Raw genomic sequence first — 23,101 nt, forward strand, 5'->3', positions numbered from 1 at the left:
GGGGAACGATAGGATGGCCGGAACAATCACAAGAGGGAGACATGGCATGGCGGACGCGGTTCGCGACGAACTTCGCTTCATTCTCAATGCCGAAGTTGTGCATTTGCGCGATGTGTCGCCAACCCTCACACTGCTCGATTATCTGCGCCTGCAGCGCCGGCTTACGGGCACAAAGGAGGGCTGCGCCGAAGGCGATTGCGGCGCCTGCACGGTGCTTGTGGGACGGCTCGGGACCAAGGGGCTTGTCTATGAGACGGTCAACGCCTGCATCCGCTTCATGGGCTCGCTCGATGCCTGCCATATCGTGACGATCGAGCACCTGGCCGGCGTCAACGGACATCTGCACCCGGTCCAGCAGGCGATGGTCGATTTCCACGGCTCGCAGTGCGGCTTCTGCACGCCGGGCATTGTCATGTCGCTTTACGGCCTGTGGCTGCAAACGCCAAAGGCCGGCGGCGCACGGATCGAAAAGACGCTTCAGGGCAATCTGTGCCGTTGTACCGGCTACGAAGCGATCATGGATGCCGCCACGGCCATGGCCGATGCCGGCAATGCCGGCGACAAGCTGGTCGTCACCCATGACACGATCGCCAGCAAGCTGGAAGAGTTGAGCGACGGCATTCGCATCGACATCGAAACGGATGACGGACGTTTCCTGGTGCCCGGATCGGCCGAGGACCTAGCCGAGGTCCTTCAAACCAATCCGGATGCCACGATCGTTGCGGGCTCGACCGATGTCGGGCTTTGGGTCACGAAACACATGCGCGACATCTCGCCCGCCGTCTTCCTCAACCACCTGACCGAGTTGCAGGAGATCGCCGAGGATGAGGACGGCCTGACACTCGGCGCGGGTGTCAGCTACAGCGACGCCTTCGAGGCGGTGTGCAGCCTTGCGCCCACCATGGGCGATCTGTGGGACCGCATCGGCGGCGAACAGGTGCGCAATATGGGTACGGTCGGCGGCAATATCGCCAACGGCTCGCCCATCGGCGATACGCCGCCGCCACTGATCGCCCTCGGCGCCCGCGTGACGCTGCAAAAGGGCGAAGGAACGCGCACGATCGATCTCGAGGACTTCTTCATCGACTACGGCAAACAGGACCGCTCTCCCGACGAGTTCGTTCGTTCGGTCCATATTCCGCGCCTTCCGGCCGGCGAGCATTTTGCCGTCTACAAGATCTCGAAGCGGCGGGACGAGGATATTTCCGCGGTGTGCGGCGCTTTCCGGGTGGCGCTCGACGATAACAGGCTGGTGGGTTCGGCCTGCCTCGCCTTCGGCGGCATGGCGGCAACGCCCAAGCGGGCAAGGACGGCGGAACACACCATGATCGGACAGCCCTGGAACGAGGCGACCGTGGACGCGGCCATGACGGCGCTTCAAGCGGATTTCACGCCGCTCACCGATTGGCGCGCATCCGCGCAATACCGCATGCTGGCGGCAAAGAACCTCCTGAAGCGCTTTTACTTCGAGAGCCAGGGGCACAGCGCACAGGTGAAGCGCTACGATCGGGAAACCGCGGAGGCGTAGTGTATGAACGAAGCTTTGAACACACGCAGCAGCACCGCCATATCCGGCGGCGTCCACACGCCGCGCCGGCACGATTCGGCGCATAAGCATGTGACGGGCGCGGCCGAATATGTTGACGATATGGCCGAACCGCTCGGAACACTGCATGCCTATCTCGGGCTGTCCGAATGTGCGAATGCGACGATTACCGCGATGAATCTCGATGCGGTGCGCGCCGCGCCGGGCGTTGTCGGCGTGCTGACCGCTGCCGACGTTCCGGGAGAAAACGACATCAGCCCGACCCACCGGCACGACGAACCCGTGCTTGCCGACGGAAAAAGTGCGTTTTACGGCCAGCCGATCTTCGCCGTGGTCGCCGAAAGCCGGGAACAGGCCCGCAAGGCCGCGACCCTTGCCGAGGTCGTATATGAAGACCATCCGCATCAGATCGATGTCGTCGGCGCCGTCGAGGCCGGCTATCCGCACGTGACCGATCCGCTGCAATTGCGCAACGGCGATGCCGAAGGCGCGCTGACATCGGCGACAAACCGTCTTTCGGGCGAGATGCGCATCGGCGGACAGGACCACTTCTACCTCGAAGGCCATATCGCCATGGCCGTGCCGGGCGAAGACGATGAGGTGACGGTTTATTCCTCGACGCAGCATCCGAGCGAAATCCAGCATATGGTGGCCCAGGCCCTCGGCGCCGCCTCCAACGCGGTGACCGTGCAGACGCGCCGGATGGGCGGCGGCTTCGGCGGCAAGGAAACGCAGGGAAACCAGTTTGCCGCAATCGCGGCGATCGCGGCCAAACGCTATCATCGCGCCGTCAAGATCCGCCCCGACCGCGACGACGACATGACCGCCACCGGCAAGCGGCACGATTTCCACGTCACCTACGATGTCGCCTATGACGATGACGGGCGTATCGAAGCGCTCGATGCCGTGTTTGCCGCGCGCTGCGGCTTTTCATCCGACCTGTCGGGTCCGGTCACCGACCGCGCGCTGTTTCATTGCGACAATTGCTATTACCTGCCGAATGTGCGGCTTCGCTCGCGCCCGATGAAGACCGACACCGTTTCGAATACGGCATTTCGCGGCTTCGGCGGCCCGCAGGGCAAGCTCGGCGGTGAGCGCGTGATCGAGGAAATCGCCTACGCGCTCGGCAAGGACCCCCTGGAGGTGCGCAAGGCCAATTTCTACGGCATCGGCGAGCGCAACGTGACGCCCTATCACCAGGTCGTCGAGGACAATATCATCCACCGCATCGTCGAAGAGCTTGAGGCATCGTCGGACTATCAGATCAGGCGCGAAGCGGTGCTGGCGTACAATGCGGAAGGCGGCGTCCTGCGCAAGGGCATTTCGCTGACGCCCGTCAAATTCGGCATTTCGTTCACTGCGACCTGGTTCAACCAGGCCGGCGCGCTCGTCCATATCTATCAGGACGGCTCCATCCATCTGAATCATGGCGGAACGGAGATGGGTCAGGGCCTTAACACCAAGGTGGCGCAGGTCGTTGCCGACGAATTCCAGGTCGACCTTGAGACCATACGCATCACGGCGACATCAACCGGCAAGGTGCCTAATACATCGGCGACGGCCGCCTCGTCCGGCTCGGACCTTAACGGCATGGCCGCCGCAAACGCCTGCGAACAGATCAAGACCCGGCTGATCGCCTATGCATGCGAGCATTTCGGCGTGCCGGAAGAACAGGTGGCCTTCGTGCCCAACCATGTCAGGGTCGGCAACCAGCTGATCCCGTTCCATGAGTTCGTCCAGAAAGCCTATATGCAGCGCGTCCAGCTTTCCGCGGCCGGTTTCTACAAGACACCGAAAATCCACTGGAACCGCGAGGAAGGCCGGGGCCGGCCGTTCTTCTACTACGCCTATGGCGCATCCGTCTCCGAGGTGACCATCGATACGCTGACCGGCGAGTACCATGTCGACCGGGTCGATATCCTGCAGGACGTCGGCAAGTCGCTGAACCCGGCAATCGACATGGGGCAGGTTCAGGGCGCTTTCGTACAGGGCATGGGCTGGCTGACCACCGAGGAATTGTGGTGGGACGACAAGGGGCGGCTGCGCACCCACGCGCCGTCGACCTACAAGATCCCCCTCGCCTCCGACAAGCCGAAGGAGTTCAACGTCGAACTCGCCAACTGGTCCACAAACCGCGAACGCACCATCCGCCGCTCCAAGGCCGTCGGCGAGCCGCCCTTTATGCTTGCCAATTCCGTCCTTGAGGCTCTGTCCATGGCGGTTGCAAGCGTGGCGGACTATCGCGAATGCCCGCGCCTTGACACGCCGGCAACGCCGGAGCGCATTCTGCTTGCCGTCGAGCGGCTGAAGAAGGTCTAAGATGCAGCGCCGGCCGGCACGACTGGAACGTTTTCTGGAGGACAACAGCCCGGTCGCGCGCGTGCGCATCACCGAGGCGCAGGGCTCGACACCACGCGAAAGCGGAACATGGATGCTGGTTTCGGCAAACGGTATCTTCGGAACCATCGGCGGCGGTCAGCTCGAACTCATGGCCATCGGCGAGGCCCGGTCCCTGCTCACCGGCGCGGCCGACAGGACGGACTTGAATGTCCCGCTTGGTCCGGAAATCGGCCAGTGCTGCGGCGGGCGTGTGCGCGTCGAGATCGAGCGACTGGAGCCGGCAGGCATCGATCAGACGCGGGCAATCGTCGAAGCGGATGATGACGCCCTGCCCCATGTCTATGTGTTCGGCGCCGGCCATGTCGGCAAGGCGCTCGGCGAGGCGCTGAGCCTGCTTCCGGTCCGTCCGTATCTGGTGGAGACCCGTCAGGAAGAGCTCGACAATGCCACAGCCGATGTCGAAAAAGTGCTTGCCGCCATGCCGGAAAGCATCGTGCGCAAAGCGCCGCCCCGTTCCGCCTTCATCATCATGACCCATGATCACGCGCTCGATTTCATCATCGTGCGCGAAGCCCTGGCGCGGACGGACGCCGCCTATGTCGGCATGATCGGCTCAAAAACCAAGCGCGCGACCTATGTGAGCTGGCATCGGAAGGAAGGCGGCAAGCGGGAAGATTGCGATCGCCTCATCTGCCCGATCGGCGCGAGCGGCCTCGGTGACAAGCGGCCGGCCGTCATAGCGGCGCTTGTCGCTTCGGAAGTCATCGGGGCACTGGCTGACATACCGGTCGGCTCCTCATAATACCGGTCAATATATTGCCGCAATTGATCGGATGGCCGCACCTGTCTTTCTATTTAATTTAAAAAATTCAGATAGTTACCTCCCTGCAAACATTAACTGGAGTTAATTTGAAGCCGGGCGGCACGGCCCCACATCGGAGTCAAGGACGGATTTGCACGGGGCAGATCCGGTTCAACGAAGAAAGGATGATGTCATGCTCAATATTCTGGCAAAACACAGAATGAGCGCAATCGACTCCGAAATTCGCAGCCTGGTCAGCCGTGACAGGCTGGATGACCGCGAAATCGGGCGGCTTGAGCGCCTGGACGGCGCTTACAGGTTCTGGAAAAGATTTTCCCAGGGCCGACCAAAGAAGGGCGTCAAGCCCGTGATCGGACGGAGCGCAGTCGCTCCCGTCAGCTAGATTGCGACCGTGGCTGCACGGCTAGTGCAGCCTGAACTCGCAATCGACCCGCGTCCACTCGCCCGGCCGTATCAGTTGCTGATGCGTGAACTGGACGGAGTGGATCGGGCCATCAAGGTTTTCCTGCCAGAAATCCAGAAATCCGTGCAGCTTCGGGAACTCCGGAGCAAGATCATATTCCTGCCAGAGATAGGACTGGATCATGGTCCGATAGTCGGGCATGCGGTAGTAGATCTGTGCCGTCGTCAGCCCATGCCCGGCCAGCATCAGCTCCATTTCGCTTGCGCTCATTCGCTCCTCCGAATGGGTGTACACCGAATCATAATTGTCCCCCGAATTGCCGAGCAAGGCAACTCGGATCAAAATTTATTGTTTTGAATCAGATTGTTAGCACTCAAAAATCTTGAGTGCTGATAGCTGCACGGCTATAGTCTGCGTGTACCGGGAGCGATGATGCACGTGGCGAGCCTTGAAACGATCACAGTCGTCTATGACCTTCCAGTAGCGGTGTGCCTGAAGTCCGCTCTGGAAAGCCAAGGTATTGTTGTCTTTGTCGACGGTCTTCACCACGCCAGTGTCGACTGGTGGGTGACGGTTGCTTTGGGCGGCATGCGGGTGCGCGTGATCGACCGGGACGCTGCAGCAGCAAGGGACTATCTGCGCAGTGTTGAAAGCCAGGTAGAACCGCAGCACCCGATATCGTCAGACATCTGGAAACGACCGGTCACCAACAGCCTCCTGCTTTTGTTCGGAATGGTGCTGGCCTCAACGCCGATCTGGCTGCGTACGCGGCCTCGCGGCCTCAACCAGCTGCCATGACTGCTACAGGCGCGCGCGCACCTGCCGGTGATCCGAAAACACCGCATGCGCTCCGGCCTCCTCAAGCCTTTCCGCATGATCTTCACCGACATGGCCGCCGCCGGCAAAGCCCCAGACCGTCATGCCGGCGGCAAGGCCGGCTTTGACGCCGTTGACGCTGTCCTCGATGATGAGACAGCCGGACGGGTCGGCGCCGAGCCTTCGGGCCGCCATCAGGAACAGATCAGGTGCCGGCTTGCCGTTCTCCACCTGTCCGGCGTGGTAGATATGGGGGTCGAAGTGCGGCCGCAGCCCGGTGATATCGAGCTTCAGGTCGAGACTGTCGGGCGCGCTGGACGAGGCAACCGCCATCGGCCCTTCAAATCCGGCAATGACCCCGTCAATGCCCTCGATGATGCGCAAATCCGTTTTCATGCGCGCAATGCACGCCGCGCGCAGCGAGGGGCCGAAGTCCGCCGGCAACGCTTCTCCTTTCACGCGTCGGTGGTCCCGGTCGAGTTCGGCGAGATAGTCCACCGAGCTCAGACCCATGAAGCGACGCATATACTCGGCTGCCTCATATTCCAGTCCGATGCCCGCCAGATGTTCGCGCTCGACCGCGTTGTAGATCACTTCCGAATCGACAAGCACACCGTCGCAGTCGAAGATGATTGCTGAAAATCCCATGACTTGTCCTATCGATCGATCCAGACGGTGGGGACGCCGGCCTGCCACCCGCGCCGCTCAAGCTCCGGCGTCCTGTGCTCTTCCACCGGATAGCCGACGCACAGATAGGCGATAAAACGCCAACGGTCCGGCACGCCAAGCAAACCGTTCATCTCCGCCGGTTCAAGAATGGACACCCAGCCGACACCTATATTGAGCGCACGGGCCGCCAGCCAGAGCGTGTGAACGGCCATGACCGCCGAATAGGACACGGTCTCCGGCATTGTCCGGCGCCCGAGACCGCAACCCTCTTCCGGCTCGGGATCGCAGAAGACGGCGTAGTGCACCGGCGCTTCACGCAGGCCTGCAAGCTTCAGGGCGCGATAGTCCCGCTGGCGCTCGCCATCATAGGAGCCGGCAGCGCGCTCGTTTTCGCGCCTGAAGTTCTCGGCCACCCGCTGGCGCAAACCGTCATCGATCACCCGCACCATACGCCACGGGCGGCTGTTGCCGACGGACGGGGCATAGTCCACCGCCGCCTCGACCTTAGCCAGCGCCGCCGGGTCGACCGGCTCGGTCCGAAAGTGGCGGATGTCCCGCCGCCATTCCAGAATATCGCGCAGCCTTGCGTGGTGTTCGTGTTCGAGCTTCATCGTCGTTTGGCCGGAAATGCCGGATCGGCGGTGGAATCGGTATCATCATGACTTTGCACCCTTCTGCCGCGGCGGCAACCGTTTTTGCTTGCCGCCGGATTCCGGCTCGAACGCTGCTTCATTGCAGCGCGGCGCGGATCATCTTCTGGCAACGGGCGGCCATGAAATCAATGAACAGCCGCAGCTTCGGATCCTGGAAATCCTTGTGCGGGAAGATAACAGCCAGTTTCGCAGCGGTTGGCGGGTTGTCCGGCAGAACCGTGACAAGCTGGCCGGAATTGATGAAACGCTGGACCTCGAAGCGGGGCTTGTTGACGATACCGTGGCCGGCAAGAGCCCACTCCATCAGCACATCGCCATCGTCGGAATCGAAAACGCCGCCGACCTCGACCTTGCGCACGCCTTCGGGCGTCTGCAGTGTCCACATATATTCGCTGGACCCCGGAAACCGCAAAAGCAGGCAGTTGTGGCCGTCCTTGACCAGGGAATCGATGCTGTCGGGGGTGCCGGCCTTTGCGATGTAGTCGGGCGAAGCGCACAACACGCGCTCGCAGTCCATAATGCCGCGCATGCGCAAGGATGAATCCTCGATCACGCCCAGCCGGAAGGCCAGATCGATGCTTTCCTTGAGGATATCGACATTGTGGTCGGACAGGCGCAGCCGGACCTCGATCTCCGGATATTGTTCGTGAAAAGCCGGAATGCCGGAGGCGATGAAGCGCCGCCCGAAGCCAAGGGGCGCGGTGACCCGGATAACACCCTTGGGTTTGCCCGATACGGAGGCAATCGACGCTTCCGCATCTTCAACGGCCTGGATGATGCGGCCGGCGCCGCGGTAGAAGATCTTGCCGTGCTCGGTCGGCGTCAACTGCCTTGTGGTCCGGTTGAAAAGCCGCACGCCGAGATATTTTTCCAGCTCCTTTACCCGATTGCTGGCAACGGCCGGCGAGATGCGCAAATCACGCCCGGCGGCCGACAGGTTTCCCAGCTCCACGACCCTTAGGAAGACCTTTATATTTTCAAAATACGACATAGGCTGACCATATGATTATTTAGAATTTTTTGAAAGTCATCCGGCAAGTCCACGCTTTCTTTAAGGCGGCGCGGTCGTCACAATACGGCAAACCACAAGGGGACCCACATGTACGATTTTGCCATTGCCTGGGATTGGCTGTCCTTTGCCGCGCGCTGGCTTCACGTCATTACGGCAATCGCCTGGATCGGGTCGTCATTCTATTTCATAGCGCTGGATCTCGGGCTGCGGCAGCGCCCCGGCCTGCCCGAGGGAGCACATGGCGAGGAGTGGCAGGTCCATGGCGGCGGTTTCTATCACATTCAGAAATATCTGGTCGCGCCGGCGGAGATGCCGGAACATCTGACGTGGTTCAAATGGGAATCCTATATGACCTGGATTTCCGGCTTCGTACTGATGTGCATCGTCTACTATGCGGGTGCCGATCTTTATCTCATCGATCCGGCGGTGCTCGACATCCCGGCGCCGGTCGCGATCCTGATTTCGCTTGCCTCGCTTGCCCTTGGATGGGTCGTCTACGATTTCGCCTGCAGGGCATTTCTCGGCAGGAGCGATACGCTGCTCATGGTGTTCCTCTACGCGGTGCTCGTGCTCATGGCCTGGGGATACACCCATGTCTTTACCGGCCGGGCGGCGTTCCTGCATCTGGGCGCCTTCACCGCGACCGTCATGTCGGCCAATGTCTTCATGGTGATCATACCCAATCAGAAAGTCGTCGTGGCGGACCTGATCGCGGGGCGAAAGCCGGATCCCAAATACGGGCAGATCGCCAAGCAGCGCTCGACGCACAACAATTATCTGACGCTGCCGGTCATCTTTCTGATGCTGTCGAACCATTATCCGCTGGCCTTTGCCACCGAATTCAACTGGGTGATCGCATCGCTGGTGTTCCTGATGGGCGTGACCATCCGCCACTGGTTCAACACGCGCCACGCACGCAAGGGCAATCCGACATGGACGTGGCTTGCAACGGCCGTTCTCTTTGTCATCATCATGTGGCTCTCAACGGTTCCGAAGGTCCTGACCGGCGAGGACGAGGCGGAGACCGCGACAGTGGCGCCGGCATTCGAGCGCTTTGCCGCCAACGCCCATTTCGATGATGCCCGAGACATCGTGCTTTCCCGCTGTTCCATGTGTCATGCGCAGGAACCGGTTTGGGACGGCATCATCGTGCCGCCCAAGGGCGTCGTATTCGAAACCGATGCCGAGATCGCCGCACAGGCCCGCGATATCTACCTGCAGGCCGGCCGCAGCCACGCCATGCCGCCGGCGAACATCACCGGGATGGAGCCGACGGAACGGCAAATGCTCGCGGCCTGGTTTGAAAGCGCCGTGACCTCGAAAAGGGAGCCGGAGTAAGTGCGTACAAGGCTGATCATAGGACGGCTTCTGTCGTTCAGGGAAGCGCCGCTGGGTTTAGGAGATACGACCGCCTACACCTATGAGGAAGACGGCGCCGTTCTGATACGCGACGGGACGATCGCGGCCGCGGGCGCCTATGCGGACGTGAGGCGTGCGGCCGCCGAGGATGCGATCGAAAGCGACCACCGCCCGCATCTCATCATGCCCGGCTTCATCGACACGCACATACACTTTCCGCAGATGCAGGTGATCGGCTCCTATGCGGCGGCCCTCCTGGAATGGCTCAATACCTACACTTTCGTGGAGGAACAGAAATTTTCCGACACCGGTCATGCGGAGCGTATCGCGAGCGCGTTTTTCGACGAACTCCTGCGCCACGGCACGACCACCGCCGCGACCTACTGCTCGGTGCACAAACAGTCGGCCGATGCCTTCTTTGCCGAGAGCCACCGGCGCAATCTGCGCATGATCGCCGGCAAGGTCATGATGGACCGCAACGCCCCGTCCGGACTGCTCGACACGCCCCGGAGCGGCTATGACGACACCAAGGCGGTGATCGAGCAGTGGCACGGCAAAGGCCGTCAGATGGTGGCGATTACGCCGCGCTTTGCGATCACCTCGACGCCCGAACAGATGGAAATGGCGGGCACGCTGATGCGCGAGCATCCGGACCTGCACATGCAGACCCATCTGTCTGAAAACCATGCGGAAGTCGCCTTCGCAAAGGAGCTTTTCCCATGGAGCCGCGACTACACGCATATCTACGAGCACTACGGCCTTCTGGGTCCGAAAAGCCTGTTTGGGCACTGCATTCACCTCAGCGAGCGCGAAGCGGACATTATGGCGGAAACCGGATCGGTCGCCGTCTTTTGCCCGACGTCCAATCTTTTCCTCGGCTCCGGCCTCTTTGACCTCAAAACGCTGGACGAGCGGGAGAAGCGGGTGCGGATCGCGGTCGCGACCGATGTGGGCGGAGGAACAAATTATTCCATGCTGCGCACCGTCGACGAGGGTTACAAGGTGCTGCAGCTGCAGGGCCAGCGGATGAATCCGCTGGAGAGTTTCTACCGCATCACGCTCGGCAATGCCCGGGCGCTGTCGCTGGAAGACAAGATCGGCTCACTGGAGCCGGGCAAGGAAGCCGACATCGTGGTGCTCAACGCCCGCGCCACCCCGGCCATGGCGCTCAAGATGGACGTCGTGACACATCTCAGCGAAGAGCTGTTCCTGCTGCAGACGCTTGGCGACGACCGGGTGATTGTCGAGACCTATGTGGCCGGAGAGCCGGCAAAGAGCACGCTTGCAGGCACCATGAATTGACGCAAGCACCGGATGTGAGTTTTGAAACGCAGCCGAATTCGCCGTGCCAGCCGATCTTTGGCAGACTCAGCTTCCGCGATAGGTCGAGTAACCGTAGGGCGAGATCAGAAGCGGCACGTGGTAGTGCGCATCCGCATCGGAGAGACCAAAACGGATGGGGATGATGTCGAGGAAGGCAGGCTGCGGAGGTTTCACGCCACTATGCCTGAGATAATCGCCGGCATGAAAGACAAGTTCGTAAACACCTGTCGACATCTCATCCCCTGAGAGCAAGGGCGCATCGCAACGGCCATCATCGTTGGTGGAGACGGTTTTCACCAGGATACGGTCTTCGCCATTGACCCTGTAGAGCTCAATTGAAAGGCCGGCCGCCGGCTTGCCGCTGGCGGTGTCGAGCACATGTGTCGTCAATCGTCCTGTGTCTGACGCCATGGGGTCCTCCGAAGTTACCAGTTGCCGCGTTCGATGCGGAAAGCCGACGGATAGACGGCTTCCTCAAGATTGTTGCCCGCACCCTCACGGTCGACGACGAGAAAGTCGGAAACGTCGTCGATCGCGATCAGCGGATGATGCCAGACATTGGTCCGGAAGTTCACCCCCTGCCGGCCGCCGGCCAGAAAGGCCTGCGGCAAGCCGGGACGGCCGTTTTCATCCGGCGCGACGACAACAAGCCAGCTGCGGTCGTCGATCGGAAAAAAGGCCTGACTGCCGAGCGGATGACGCTCCATCATCGTGACCTCGTAGGGAAACTGCCGCGGCTGCCCGCGAAACAGGCTGATGATCACCGCGCCATCCGCATCGGTTTGAGCTGCCGCCAGCGCATGGAAGCGCTCGGTCGTGCCGGCATTGATCAAACGGCGCTCGGCGCCGTCGGTCTCAAGCACGTCGCCGAATGGCGCGAAGGCCCCGCGCGTCAACGGCCGGACTTGCACAATGGCGGACATGTCAGACCTTGTTTCCAAAGATCCGCAACCGGCTCACCCCGCCGTCGGGGTGAATGTTGAAGCGAACATGGGTGAAGGGGCCGTTTGCTTCGATATGTTCGCCTGAAAACTCGTGGATGTGATCCATCTGAAGTTTCCGCGCCGACAGGATCGGCGTCCACTGCGCCGACGCGGCGATCTCGGCATCATCGAAACCGCCGGAGTGATCCGGCAGATGGGCGCCCAGCAGGTCGCAACTGTCGGGATAATTGCCCTTGAAGTGCGCCGTGTCGATGACCACCCGGCCTATGGCGCCGGCGTGACCGAGTTTGAGCACGGCCCAGTCGTGGCCGGGCCCGCGCCGACGGGCGGTCTCCCAGCCGTCACCCATATTGACCCCGCGTCCGGGGCCCAGAAGCCGCTCGGGCGCACCGAAATGGGCATCCGACCAGGCAAGGGCGCGGCCGCCATTGAACACATAGGCAAGATCGATCTCCTGATCCGGCGAAACCTTTTCCCAGTCGAAATGCGCCGCGCCATAGGCCCGCAGGCGGGCAACACCGCCGTCCGGGTAGATATGCAGCCGCAAATGCGTCCACACGCGGCCGCGCATGGCGTGATCGTCAATGGCGCGGAAATGATGCTGCCCCGGCCCGAGATCGGTCCTGCCGAGGATTTCAACCCATCCGGCATCGTCGTCCGGATCCCCATCCTCCATGAACACAGCCTCGACACTCGCCTGCGGCGGGTAATTTCCGGTGAAATGGCTGGTGTCTATGTCGAAGCCGAAGATGCGGCCGGGCATTGCCAGCCGGATCACGGCCCAGTCATGTCCGGGAACACGTTTGCGGCGCGACTCCCAGCCGTCCATCCACTTGCCGTTGTCGTCGTACTTGTCCGCTATAAACACGGCCGGTTCGTCGGACAGCATGCGCTCCAGCGGCGCGAAGAACTCGTCCGTCGCATAAAGCGCCTTTGCTCCAAGCCGCGCCGATGCAAGGTTGATGGTGCCGTTGGCAAAGTCCGGCAGGTCCTCAGCGAAATCGGAGGATTTGACTGCGTGATTCATTGACTACTCCGGTAAAATGGCGTCGAGCCTCAGCCTTGCGATCTTCTCAACCTGTTCGCAGGCCGTCTGGAACTCTTCTTCCTCGGTGTTTGAGATGCGTCGTTTGAATGCGGCGAGGATGTCGTCCTTGCCAAGACCCTTGACCGCGATAATGAAGGGAAACCCGAAACGGGACTTGTAGTCTTCGTTCAGCCGGGTGAACTCCGCGTGCTCCTCGGCACTGAGGCGATCGAGACCGGCGCCCGCCTGCTCCGCTCTTGAATCGTCCGTCAGTTTCCCGGCCACAGCCAGCTTTCCGGCAAGATCGGGGTGAGCCAGCAACACGTCGCGGCGTTCCTGCCGGCTGGCCTGCCGGAAGATGGCGCAAAGCGCCGCATGGACGGCGCCGGAGCGGAGCGGATCGTAAACCGCGCCGCTGTCATAGGCGCGTTCGGCAACCCATGGCGAGTGCTCAAACACACCTGCGCACTGATCGAGGAACGCGCGGCGGGCGGTCATCGCTCACCCCCGGCCGGTTTGTGGTGTTCGTGCCAGTGGCGCGCGATGTCGATGCGCCGGGCGACCCATGCATCATCGTGCGAGGCCACATAATCGAGGAAGCGGGCCAGCGCCGCGGCCCGGCCCGGCCGCCCGACCAGACGGCAATGAAGCCCGACGGACATCATCTTCGGCGCACCGGCCGCACCCTCGGCATGAAGCAGATCGAAGCTGTCCTTGAGGTAACTGTAGAACTGATCGCCGCTGTTGAAGCCCTGCGGCGTCGCGAAGCGCATGTCGTTGGCGTCAAGCGTGTAGGGGATGATGAGATGCGGCCCGTTCGGTCCGTCAACCCAGTAAGGCAAATCGTCCGCATAGGCATCGGATGTGTAGAGAAATCCGCCCTCCCCGATCGCCAGTTCGGCGGAATGGACCGAACTGCGGCCGGTGTACCATCCAAGCGGCCGTTCGCCTGTGACCTCGGTGTGGATGCGAATCGCCTCGCGCATATGCGCGGCCTCCTCCTCGCGGGTGAATGCGCGATACTCGATCCATTTGAGCCCGTGCGAGGCGATTTCCCAGCCGGCTTCCTTCATGCCCGCGACAGCCTCGGGGTTTTTCTGCATGGCGGTGGCGACGCCGTAAACGGTGACCGGCATATTGCGGCCGGTGAACAGGCGCCACAGGCGCCAGAACCCGGCGCGCGAGCCGTATTCGTAGATCGACTCCATGTTCATGTGCCGCTCACCCGGCCATGACTTCGCGCCTACGATCTCGGACAGGAAGGCTTCCGACCCGTCATCATCATGAAGAATGTTGTTCTCGCCGCCTTCTTCGTAATTGATGACGAACTGTACCGCGACCTTCGCACCGCCGGGCCATTGCGGGTCCGGAGTGTGGCGGCCGTAACCAATCATGTCGCGCGGATATTCTGTCAACTGAAAGGCTCCCTTTTTCCATGCAACGGTAGCACCACCAAGGTCAAAACTCGACGCTCCAAACCCCCGGCATTTGTTGAAACTGTTTCACAACAAACGATTGCCGCTCGCCGGGAAAGATGGAAACAGCCGGTTACGGCGGACCCGCCACCGGAGGGCCCGGCTTCGCTGCGGGCAATCAGCATTGCGCCCGCCAGACAGACCGCGGCCGCGATCCAGTGTTTCGGCCCGGCATGCTCTTTGAGGAGAACCACGGCCAGGATGATGGCAATACGGTCGTTCACCGAATCACGGGTCCACCCGGCGGAAGGGGACGGCACAATCCGTGAAAGGTCAATCAGGAGACAGGATTGCCGCGATGAGCGCGTTTGCCGCCGTTTCGAGATCGCCGCCGTTGTCGATCACGGTGGCATCAGGCCATCTGGCGTTCAAAACGGCGCTGCGCTCAAGCCGGGCGCGAATGTCGTCCTGGCTCTCCCTGCCACGGTCGGCGAGACGGCGCGCGAGCACCTCGGCCGAGGCGGTGATCTCAATCACGCGAAAATTCGCATAGTGCCGGCTGAGGCCCGCCAGCGCTGCGCGCGACCCGTTGCACACGGCGCGCTCCCCTGCACTTATGCGTTCGTCGATTTCCGCTGGCAGGCCGTATCTGAGACCGTGCGCATCCCAATGGAAGGCAAAGGCGCCCTCATTCAGCTTCCGCTCAAAATCATGACGCGTGCAGGGAATATGGTTTTCCGTTGCGCCATCGGCGGGCCGCGTGATGACACGGCGGACGAAAAAGATATCCGAACGGTCGGCGAGGACGCGGCGGGCGCGGTTCATCAATGTGTCCTTGCCGGCTCCGCTCGGTCCGACCACGGCGATAAAGGTGCCGTTCGCGACGGCCTTGCCGTCCGGCCCTTCGGTTCGTTCGACGGCGGACGACATTACGCGACCCTTCGCCCCTCCCGCCACACGGTGCGCACGATCGGGATGTGATGGTCGACGCTGACGCGCACCAGATCGCCGCGCTTGCCGACGGCGATCTCGCCGCGATCGTGAAGACCGCAGGATTCGGCGGCGTTCCTGGACACCATGCGTATCGCTTCCGGCAGGTCGATCGTGTCCACGCGTTCGCCGATGTCGAAGGCGGACTGGATCAGGCTGAACGGAATGTAGTCGGACGACAGGATGTCGAGCAGGCCGTGCTCGGCCAGTTCCTGGGCCGCGATGTTCCCCGAATGCGAGCCTCCGCGCACAACGTTGGGGGCGCCCATGAGAACCGCCATTCCCGCCTCTTTCGAGGCCTTGGCGGCTTCGAAGGTCGTGGGAAATTCGGCAACCTGAATACCCTGTTCGACGGCTTCCCCCACATGGTCAAGCGTCGCATCGTCATGGCTGGCGAGAATGATGGCGCGTTCCCTGCATGCCTGCGATATGGCCTTGCGGTTGCGGTCGGAATTGGCTTCCGAATCGGCAATGCGTTTCTTGCAGAACGCGGCAAAGACCTCGTCCGACATTTTCAGCTTGCCCTGATAGTAGACACTGTAAGCCTCCAGATTGCGAAACTGCCGCTGGCCCGGCGAGTGGTCCATCAGTGAAACGAGCCGGACGCGTTCGTCCTCATCAAAGGCGGTAAAGCCGTTAAGGCAATCGGCGGCCGAGACCTCGCACCGCAGGTGCAGGAAGTGATCGGCGCGCAGGCGGTCGTTGCGGCAGCCATCGTCAATGGCGTCGGCCAGGTGGCGCATGTCATCGGCCGACAGATCGGCGTCTTCGTCCATGCCGATACGCAGCGCATCGAAGACCGTGGTGATACCGGAGGAGCAAATCTGCGCGTCGTGGGCCAGGACCGCGGCAAAGGGGTTCCAGCGCACCTTCGGGCGCGGCGCGTAGTGCCCTTCGAGATGATCGGTGTGAAGCTCCACAAGGCCGGGGATCACGTAGTCGCCTTCCATGTCCAGGGCGGACGGGATGGCAGTGGCGCCGCCGACATCCTCGATAAGACCGTTGCTTACGACAACTGTGCCTTCGACAATTTCGTCCGCGAGGACAAGACGTGCGTTTTTCAAAACCAGATCTGACATGGGCTTCCTGCGGGTTAACGCTATGCGTAGCGGCGCTGCTCGGCCGCAAGCAGCGGAAATAGGGAATGGACCTTGAACGGCGCACCGCGCTCGGCTTCTGTAAACAGCGCGACGTTGCGAACCTCAACCGGCTCGCTCAGCACCGGATCAAAAAAGGCGTGCAACGCCTGCGCGACCCGGGTGGCGTCGGCTGATCCGACCGGGCCGGTCAGGGTCATGTGGAATCGAAACTCCTCAAAGACGTAAGGATAGCCCCATCGCTGCAGATTGGCCAGTTGCGGCGGGGTCAAATTGTGCGGCGAACGGCGCTCAATCTCGGCATCGTCCAGCGGCGCCCGGAACGGCTCGAAGTCACGCACGCTTCTGGCCGCAAGGTCATCGAGTTCGGCCACGGGACTGTCCGGCACAAGAGCAAAAAATGCGCCGATGCGGGCGATGACGAGCTTTGGAATTTCAAACGGCTGGACCGACCCTGCGAACGCGGTCAGCGCACTGAGGAGTTCCGGTTCGCCCATGCCGGAGGCAAGGGTGAACGGCGCCTTGAGCGTTGCGTGAAAACCGTAGCGGCGCGGCGGGGCCGTATGAAAGGCGATTTCCGCATCGTTGAGGCCGGAAATCGCCGGCGCTCCCACGGTCTCGTCGGTAAACGCGTCGCGCCCCAGCCAATTGGTCGCCACGCGGGTCAACGGGTCGCTCGATGGCGGCGCGAAATATATGGCGTACCGCATTGCGTTATCTCCCGGCTGCCGGATCTGCAAGGGACAGGTGCTGATTCCCCGGTTCCTCAATCATATAGGGAATGTACGACAATATCATGAGTATGGCACCTATGCGGCTTTCGGCTCACGCCCGATGAGGCGGCTGCGGATGGCGTTTGAAATGCTGTCGAAGATGAACACGGTCACGAGGACGAGAATCACCATATAGGCAACATTTTCCCAGTCGGCATTGGTGCGCATGGCTTCCCACAGCTTCAGGCCGATGCCGCCGGCGCCAACGGCGCCGATAATCGTTGCGGAGCGGGTGTTCGATTCCCAGAAATAGAGCGACTGACTGGCAAAGATCGGCAAGACCTGCGGGACGACGCCGTAACGCTGAACCAGCACCGGCGATGCGCCGACCGAGCGAATGCCTTCACGCTGTTTGTCGTCAATGTTCTCTAACGCCTCTGCATAGAGTTTGCCGAGCGTTCCGGTGTCGGTGAAGAAGATCGCCGATATGCCGGCGAGCGGCCCCGGTCCGAAAGCACGGGTGAAGAACAGAGCCCAGATCAGCATGTCGACGCAGCGCAGGAAGTCGAACAGGCGCTTTAACAACTGGTTGATAATCCGGCTGCGCGTGATGTTCCTGGCGGCGGCGAAAGACAGCGGAAAGGCGAGAATGGTGGCAAACAGCGTTCCGACGAAGGCCATGACGATCGTCTGAAGCAGCTTGATCCAGACATCGGCATGCTGCCATTCGGCATTGTAGAGGATGTTGTTCCATGCAAGGTCCAGATTCGACATCTCCGGCTTTATCCGCTCGCCATTGGCAATCGTTCCCATTACCTCAAAAAAACTCATGCCCCAGAACGGCGAAGCGGTGTCGAACCAGAAGTTCTCCCAACCCAGAAAACGGTGACGTATCTTGACTTCATCGCTTTCAACCTCGACCGTCCCGGCAAAGCCCAGATTCATCAGGATATCGCCGCCGGCCTGCTTTTGCCGCGCCCATTGCGGCAGCGGCCCGTCCGCCGTCACCGCCTGATCCGGCACGACATCGACGGCGAAAATCTCTCCACCGTAATCGACGGTTACGCGTCCCGGCTCGACATTCACCTTAGCGGAACCGATTTCGAGATCGACACGTGTCACGACCGTTTCCGTGACCGTCTTTGTCTCGGCCGGTGAATCGGCCTCGGCGGCCGGCTGCGCGCTTTGCGTCTGAGGCGCCATAAAGCTCGAACCCGACGATGTGTCACCGGCACCGCCTTCCTGTGTCCCGGGCGCGCCCGGCATCATGAAGGAATTGACCGTGGAGCGGGTGCTCGTTTCGGTGCCGATACCGCCGCCGGTTTCGGCCGCCACCTGACGCTCGACCTCATCGGTTGTCTTTTGCAGCCATGCCGGGTCGGGGTCGCTGCCGAGGGGAGAAAAGCGCGGAAATTCGACCTTCAGATAGTCGCCGTCATATTCGATGTCCGGGCGCACTTCATAGCTGACCCAGTCGGCGAGATAGTTGCCGGCGATGTCCCAGTTTCCGTTCTTGAACGCCGCGCCGATGCCGAACAGCGACCATGCGAATATCAGATAGGCGCCGACAACCAGAAGAACAAGCGGCGCGCGCCAGCGTTCCAGAAACGGACGGTGGAAGACATCGTGGTGGCGGGAGGCGACGTCGCTGACGGCCTCGGCGGAAGGCATGTTCATCTCCTAACCTCCCCTGCCGAATTCGAAGGCCTGGTTGCCGACGATGCGCCTGCGCAGACTTGCCGAAAGCTGATCGACGGCGACGATGGTGACAAACAGCAACAGGATGATCGCCAGGGTCTTGGCTTCGTGTCCGCGGCTGATCGACAGGCGCAACGTCTCGCCGATGCCGCCGCCGCCGACCGCCCCGATAATGGTCGATGCACGCACATTGATCTCTAAACGCAGCAGCGTATAGGAGAGGAAATTCGGCATGACCTGCGGCACGATGCCGAACCAGACGCGCTCGACCCAGTTGCCGCCGGACGCGCGCAGCCCTTCCTCGGGCCGCATGTCGGCATTCTCGACCACTTCGAAGAACATCTTGCCGAGCGCGCCGATGGTATGGATCGAAACCGCGATGATCGCGGGGATCGGGCCAAGCGAAAGAATGGCGAGAAAGAAACCGGCGATGACAATCTCCGGAAACGCCCTGAGCAGTTCCATGAAACGGCGGACAAAGAAGCGCAGCCAGCGGCGCGTCACCAGGTTCGAAGCGGCCAGGAAACACAGGATAAAGCCGAAAGCAAAGCCGATCAACGTGGCCATCAGCGCGATGTTGATGGTGACCACCATCTTGTAGACGTATTCGGGAACGTAGAAATTGTCGGTCAGATAATAGCGGCCATCCGGATAATCATATTTCAGACTGCCATCGGCGTAGGGCGACGGCAGGTCGAACATGGCGCGCCAGACTTCATATCCGTCGCGCGGCAAGAGATCGCCGATGAAATCGAAAAAATGCGGCAGCCGGTCAAAGAACTTGCCGGCATTGGTCTCGTTTGCGAACCATAGTGACGCCATGAGCGCCACGGCCAGGCCAATGAGGCTCGCCCATGTATACAAACGGCGCTTGAAGAGCATTTCCTGCCAGTGTCGTTCGACAAGCCGGCCTTCAGCGGAAAGCTGAACGGGAGGAACGGCGGTGCTCATGGTTGGTGAATCCGATATTCAGGTCAGAAGGCGCCACGGTGCCAAAATGGCCGTGGCGCCGGAGCTATCAGCTATATTCAGCTGCCGATCTTCGCCTTACGCGCGGCGATGATGGTTTTGTAGAAGTTCTCGTCGACTTCGGTGAAGCCCTTGTAGTCACCGCCCTGGATGGCGCTGAAACAGGCCGGGTCCTTCTCGGGAAGGGCCATCATGAAGTCCTTGAACCTGGCTTTCATGTCGGCATCCATGGAGGAGCGGACGACGATCGGGCCGTTCGGGATCTGCGGAGACTGCCAGACCTGGACGAGATCGCCCATGTCGAGGATGCCCTTGTCGACCATCTTGCGCAGATTGCCGGAGGTGTAGCCGTCTTCGAACTTGCCGACGCCCGACGACCATGTGGTGCCGGCATCGAAGTTGCCCTTGACCACCTCGAGAACCAGGTTCTCGTGGCCGCCGCCAAAGCCGGTCTCGCCGAAATACTCCTCGATCGTGGTGCCGACATCGCCCGGCAGCGAGACGCTGGGAACCAGATAGCCCGAGGTTGAATCCGGGTCGGCAAAGCCGAGCTTCTTGCCCTTCATGTCAGCCAGCGTTTTGATGCCGGAGTCCTTGCGGGCCACCATGATGGCGTAATAGCCGGTCGAACCGTCGGTCTGGATGGTGGTCAGGATCGGCTCAACGGCCTTGGGATCCGACAGATAGACCTTGGCGTAACCGGATGCGCCGAGCTCTGCGTAGTCGAGCGTGCCGCCAAGCAGGCCCTGGACAACACCGTCATAATCGGCAGCCGGGAAGAGCGACACCTTTTCGACGCCGATGGCCGCAGGCAGTTGCTCGACCATGCACTGGAAGTTGCGCAGGCGGTCGGCTTCGTTTTCGCCGCCGAGAATGCCGATACGGAATTCCTTCAGGTCTTCCGCCTGCGCCATGCCGGCCAGCATGGCCGTCAGCGCGACGGCTCCAAGTAGCGTTTTCTTGAACATGGGTTTCTCCTGTCTAGTCCCTGTCAAACTCTGAACAATCCTTACGATTGGCCCTTCACGCGGGCAAAACGATCATGGTCCCGTGCGGCTCTCAGGCAGCCGGTTCAAGGGGACCGAGCGATTCCTTGGCCTGCGGGGAGCCGAGGCTTGTCGAGGTGATGTCCTCCGACAATTCCTCTCCTTCCGCGCCGTAGATCATGCGGACCGCTTCGGCGGTCAGTTTGTCGGCCGGCCCGTCGAAGGCCACCTGGCCACCGGCCATGCCGATAACGCGCTCGCAATAGGTCCGGGCGGTGTCGAGCGTGTGGAGGTTGGTGATTACGGTGATCCCCTCCTCCTGATTGATGCTCTTGAGAGAATCCATCACGATCTGCGCGTTGAGCGGGTCGAGTGAGGCAATCGGCTCGTCGGCCAGCAGCATTTTCGGGCTCTGCATCAGCGCCCTGGCAATGGCGACGCGCTGCTGCTGTCCGCCGGACAGCGTACCGGCGCGCTGCAGGGCCGTCTGCTCGATGCCGAGCCTTTCAAGAGCCATGATGGCCATGGCGCGCTCGCCGCGCGACCAGGAACCGGAGAGGTTGAGCAGCGTCGAGCGGTGATTGAGACGGCCCAGCATGACGTTGGTGAGAACGTTGAGCCTTGGAACGAGATTGAACTGCTGGAAAATCATCGCACAGTCGCGCTGCCAGTTCCTCAGGGCGGCTCCTTTCAGCGAAGAGATCTGGATCTCGTTGAAGCGGATGATGCCGCCGCTCGGATCGATGAGCCGGTTGAGCATTCTTAAAAGTGTCGACTTGCCGGCGCCGGAGCGGCCGATAATGCCGACCATCTGACCCTGCGGGATCTGCACCGAGACGTTATCGACGGCGGCAAAACTGCCGAACCTGCGGGTAACGTTTTCCAGTATCAACATTAGCGGCTCCGTGCGATCCCGAAATATGAAGTCCGGGCTATCGGTAGGGCCTGTGCATGACCGCCAAATTACAGAATCATGTCATTAATGTTACAATCCACACCGTGATGTGTTGATACAAGAAGCCGTTTTATCTTTTTGAAAAGAATAGCGTTTCCTGACAGTCAAAACTGACAGGATCAGAATGATTCAAGTCGCCGGAAAATTAGCCGGCGTATGTCTCCAGGAACTGCTCGGCCGTCAGCTCGCGGAAATCCGCAAGCGCCCGATGCAGCCCGTCGTGCTCCCAATCCCACCAGGAAAGCGCATCCATGCGGGCGGCTGTTTCCTCGGAAAACCGCCGCCTGATCGGCTTCGCCGGCACGCCGGCGACGATGGTGTATGGTTCCACATTCTTTGAGACGACGGCGCCGGCCCCGACAACCGCGCCATTGCCAACGGTAACGCCCGGCAGGATGATGGCACCGTGCCCGATCCACACATCGTGTCCTATGGTGATGGCGTCGTCCCTGCGCCAGTCGAAGAAAGACTGCTCATGGGATTCGCCGTCGAAATAATCGCCCGCGCGATAGGTGAAATGATGCTGGGTCGCCCGCCAGGTCGGGTGGTTTGTGGCGTTGATGCGCACGTGGCTGGCAATGTTGACGAACTTGCCGATCTTCGCCGCCCAGGCCTCGCTGTCGCGGATCATGTAGGAGTAGTCGCCGAATTCGCACTCGACCAACTGACAGCGCTCATCGATCTCGGTGTAGCGCCCGAGCGTGCAATCCCTGACGGTCGCCGTTTCGTGAATCAGCGGCTGTTCGGAAAGGCCCTTGGTCATGCGGCATCCTGTCCGGCGGTAAATTGCGAGACGTCTATGATGCGGTCCGCGACCCGCTCGCGCACGTCCTGATCATGGAAGATGCCGAGAAGCGCGGTTCCCCCGCTCTTTTTCTCAAGGATCAGATCGACCACCACCGCCCGGTTGGCGGCATCGAGCGACGCCGTCGGCTCGTCCAGCAGCAAAAGCGGATGATCGGTGATAAACCCGCGGGCAATGTTCACGCGCTGCTGCTCGCCGCCGGAGAAGGTCGCCGGCGGCAGCGACCAAAGGCGCTCCGGAAGGTTGAGCTTGCCAAGAAGCGCGGCGGCGCGCGCATGCGCCTCATCGGCATCGACGCCGCGCGCGTGCAACGGCTCGGCCACCACGTCGATTGCCGCGACCCTCGGCACGGTGCGCAGGAACTGGCTGACATAGCCGACGACATCGCGGCGCATGGCAAGCACGGAACGCGGATCGGCGCTGGCAATGTCGACCGTGACGTCGGCCCGCGTCATCAGGATCTGCCCGCAGTCGACCGCATAGTTTCCGTAAAGCATCTTGAGTATGGAACTCTTGCCGATGCCCGACGGGCCGCCAAGCACGACGCATTCGCCGGCC

The 23,101-nt window shown here is 61.4% G+C and carries 26 protein-coding genes; 7 read left to right on the forward strand and 19 right to left on the reverse strand.

The window, feature by feature from the left end; genetic code table 11:
• The first annotated feature begins 46 nt into the window (after positions 1–46).
• The 4 genes from xdhA (at position 47) to AC5E6N_RS14520 (ending at position 5,091) form a co-directional block, all read left to right on the forward strand.
• Complete coding sequence (xdhA, locus tag AC5E6N_RS14505) at positions 47–1,528, forward strand: xanthine dehydrogenase small subunit (protein WP_491748477.1); 1,482 nt, start codon at positions 47–49, stop codon at positions 1,526–1,528.
• Positions 1,529–1,531: 3 nt separating this feature from the next.
• On the forward strand, positions 1,532–3,865 hold the full coding sequence (gene xdhB, locus AC5E6N_RS14510; protein ID WP_491748478.1) for a xanthine dehydrogenase molybdopterin binding subunit: 2,334 nt from the start codon (positions 1,532–1,534) through the stop codon (positions 3,863–3,865).
• Position 3,866: 1 nt separating this feature from the next.
• Positions 3,867–4,688 (forward strand): xanthine dehydrogenase accessory protein XdhC, encoded by an 822-nt coding sequence (gene xdhC, locus AC5E6N_RS14515; protein WP_491748479.1) that lies wholly within the window; start codon positions 3,867–3,869, stop codon positions 4,686–4,688.
• 220 nt (positions 4,689–4,908) lie between these two features.
• Positions 4,909–5,091, forward strand: a complete 183-nt coding sequence (locus tag AC5E6N_RS14520; protein ID WP_491748480.1) for a hypothetical protein — start codon at positions 4,909–4,911, stop codon at positions 5,089–5,091.
• Positions 5,092–5,112: 21 nt separating this feature from the next.
• Here AC5E6N_RS14520 and AC5E6N_RS14525 read toward each other — a convergent pair whose 3' ends face one another.
• Positions 5,113–5,382 carry an usg protein gene (locus AC5E6N_RS14525; protein WP_491748481.1) on the reverse strand — a complete coding sequence of 90 codons (270 nt, stop codon included), beginning with the start codon at positions 5,380–5,382 and terminating at the stop codon, positions 5,113–5,115.
• Between the two features lie 168 nt (positions 5,383–5,550).
• On the opposite strand from AC5E6N_RS14525, the gene AC5E6N_RS14530 reads away from it, so the two are divergent.
• Positions 5,551–5,910 (forward strand): hypothetical protein, encoded by a 360-nt coding sequence (locus AC5E6N_RS14530; protein ID WP_491748482.1) that lies wholly within the window; start codon positions 5,551–5,553, stop codon positions 5,908–5,910.
• 3 nt (positions 5,911–5,913) lie between these two features.
• Here AC5E6N_RS14530 and AC5E6N_RS14535 read toward each other — a convergent pair whose 3' ends face one another.
• From AC5E6N_RS14535 to AC5E6N_RS14545, 3 genes are all read right to left on the reverse strand, one after another.
• Complete coding sequence (locus tag AC5E6N_RS14535; RefSeq protein ID WP_491748483.1) at positions 5,914–6,576, reverse strand: HAD family hydrolase; 663 nt, start codon at positions 6,574–6,576, stop codon at positions 5,914–5,916.
• Positions 6,577–6,584: 8 nt separating this feature from the next.
• Positions 6,585–7,208, reverse strand: a complete 624-nt coding sequence (bluB, locus tag AC5E6N_RS14540; RefSeq protein WP_491748484.1) for a 5,6-dimethylbenzimidazole synthase — start codon at positions 7,206–7,208, stop codon at positions 6,585–6,587.
• 118 nt (positions 7,209–7,326) lie between these two features.
• Entirely contained in the window at positions 7,327–8,241 is a 915-nt protein-coding gene (locus tag AC5E6N_RS14545) for a LysR family transcriptional regulator (RefSeq protein ID WP_491748485.1), read from the reverse strand.
• Positions 8,242–8,349: 108 nt separating this feature from the next.
• On the opposite strand from AC5E6N_RS14545, the gene AC5E6N_RS14550 reads away from it, so the two are divergent.
• Together AC5E6N_RS14550 and guaD are read left to right on the forward strand one after the other, a co-directional pair.
• Entirely contained in the window at positions 8,350–9,600 is a 1,251-nt protein-coding gene (locus AC5E6N_RS14550; RefSeq protein WP_491748486.1) for a urate hydroxylase PuuD, read from the forward strand.
• Positions 9,601–10,923: a guanine deaminase gene (guaD, locus tag AC5E6N_RS14555; RefSeq protein WP_491748487.1), complete on the forward strand. Its 1,323-nt coding sequence runs from the start codon at positions 9,601–9,603 to the stop codon at positions 10,921–10,923.
• Between the two features lie 66 nt (positions 10,924–10,989).
• Here the strand turns inward: guaD and uraH are convergent, their stop codons facing one another.
• The 15 genes from uraH to phnL form a co-directional block, all read right to left on the reverse strand.
• Positions 10,990–11,355 (reverse strand): hydroxyisourate hydrolase, encoded by a 366-nt coding sequence (gene uraH, locus AC5E6N_RS14560; protein WP_491748488.1) that lies wholly within the window; start codon positions 11,353–11,355, stop codon positions 10,990–10,992.
• Positions 11,356–11,369: 14 nt separating this feature from the next.
• A complete protein-coding gene (locus tag AC5E6N_RS14565) occupies positions 11,370–11,867 on the reverse strand; it encodes an ureidoglycolate lyase (protein WP_491748489.1) in 498 nt (165 codons plus the stop codon).
• 1 nt (position 11,868) lies between these two features.
• Positions 11,869–12,915, reverse strand: coding sequence for an allantoicase (alc, locus tag AC5E6N_RS14570; RefSeq protein WP_491748490.1), 1,047 nt, complete (start codon positions 12,913–12,915; stop codon positions 11,869–11,871).
• A gap of 3 nt (positions 12,916–12,918) precedes the next feature.
• Entirely contained in the window at positions 12,919–13,413 is a 495-nt protein-coding gene (gene uraD / locus AC5E6N_RS14575) for a 2-oxo-4-hydroxy-4-carboxy-5-ureidoimidazoline decarboxylase (protein ID WP_491748491.1), read from the reverse strand.
• Complete coding sequence (puuE, locus tag AC5E6N_RS14580; RefSeq protein WP_491748492.1) at positions 13,410–14,330, reverse strand: allantoinase PuuE; 921 nt, start codon at positions 14,328–14,330, stop codon at positions 13,410–13,412. The genes uraD and puuE overlap by 4 nt, the downstream gene beginning before the upstream one ends.
• Positions 14,327–14,614, reverse strand: a complete 288-nt coding sequence (locus AC5E6N_RS14585) for a hypothetical protein (RefSeq protein ID WP_491748493.1) — start codon at positions 14,612–14,614, stop codon at positions 14,327–14,329. Before AC5E6N_RS14585 ends, puuE begins: the two co-directional genes overlap by 4 nt.
• Positions 14,615–14,663: 49 nt before the next feature.
• Positions 14,664–15,260, reverse strand: a complete 597-nt coding sequence (gene phnN / locus AC5E6N_RS14590) for a phosphonate metabolism protein/1,5-bisphosphokinase (PRPP-forming) PhnN (protein ID WP_491748494.1) — start codon at positions 15,258–15,260, stop codon at positions 14,664–14,666.
• The gene (locus AC5E6N_RS14595) at positions 15,260–16,399 is read right to left on the reverse strand and encodes an alpha-D-ribose 1-methylphosphonate 5-triphosphate diphosphatase (protein WP_491748495.1); all 1,140 of its coding nucleotides are present in this window, start codon (positions 16,397–16,399) and stop codon (positions 15,260–15,262) included. The genes phnN and AC5E6N_RS14595 overlap by 1 nt, the downstream gene beginning before the upstream one ends.
• Positions 16,400–16,419: 20 nt before the next feature.
• Entirely contained in the window at positions 16,420–17,127 is a 708-nt protein-coding gene (locus tag AC5E6N_RS14600) for a DUF1045 domain-containing protein (protein WP_491748496.1), read from the reverse strand.
• Positions 17,128–17,226: 99 nt separating this feature from the next.
• Positions 17,227–18,801 (reverse strand): phosphonate ABC transporter, permease protein PhnE, encoded by a 1,575-nt coding sequence (gene phnE / locus AC5E6N_RS14605; RefSeq protein WP_491748501.1) that lies wholly within the window; start codon positions 18,799–18,801, stop codon positions 17,227–17,229.
• A 9-nt stretch (positions 18,802–18,810) separates the two neighbouring features.
• Complete coding sequence (phnE, locus tag AC5E6N_RS14610) at positions 18,811–19,779, reverse strand: phosphonate ABC transporter, permease protein PhnE (protein ID WP_491748497.1); 969 nt, start codon at positions 19,777–19,779, stop codon at positions 18,811–18,813.
• A gap of 77 nt (positions 19,780–19,856) precedes the next feature.
• On the reverse strand, positions 19,857–20,765 hold the full coding sequence (gene phnD, locus AC5E6N_RS14615; RefSeq protein ID WP_491687864.1) for a phosphonate ABC transporter substrate-binding protein: 909 nt from the start codon (positions 20,763–20,765) through the stop codon (positions 19,857–19,859).
• A gap of 91 nt (positions 20,766–20,856) precedes the next feature.
• Entirely contained in the window at positions 20,857–21,678 is an 822-nt protein-coding gene (gene phnC, locus AC5E6N_RS14620) for a phosphonate ABC transporter ATP-binding protein (RefSeq protein ID WP_491748498.1), read from the reverse strand.
• A 205-nt stretch (positions 21,679–21,883) separates the two neighbouring features.
• A complete protein-coding gene (locus AC5E6N_RS14625; RefSeq protein WP_491748499.1) occupies positions 21,884–22,501 on the reverse strand; it encodes a DapH/DapD/GlmU-related protein in 618 nt (205 codons plus the stop codon).
• The coding region (gene phnL / locus AC5E6N_RS14630; protein ID WP_491748500.1) for a phosphonate C-P lyase system protein PhnL at positions 22,498–23,101 on the reverse strand (604 nt) is incomplete at its 5' end. The genes phnL and AC5E6N_RS14625, both read right to left, overlap by 4 nt.

Source organism: Hoeflea sp., from assembly GCF_984452065.1.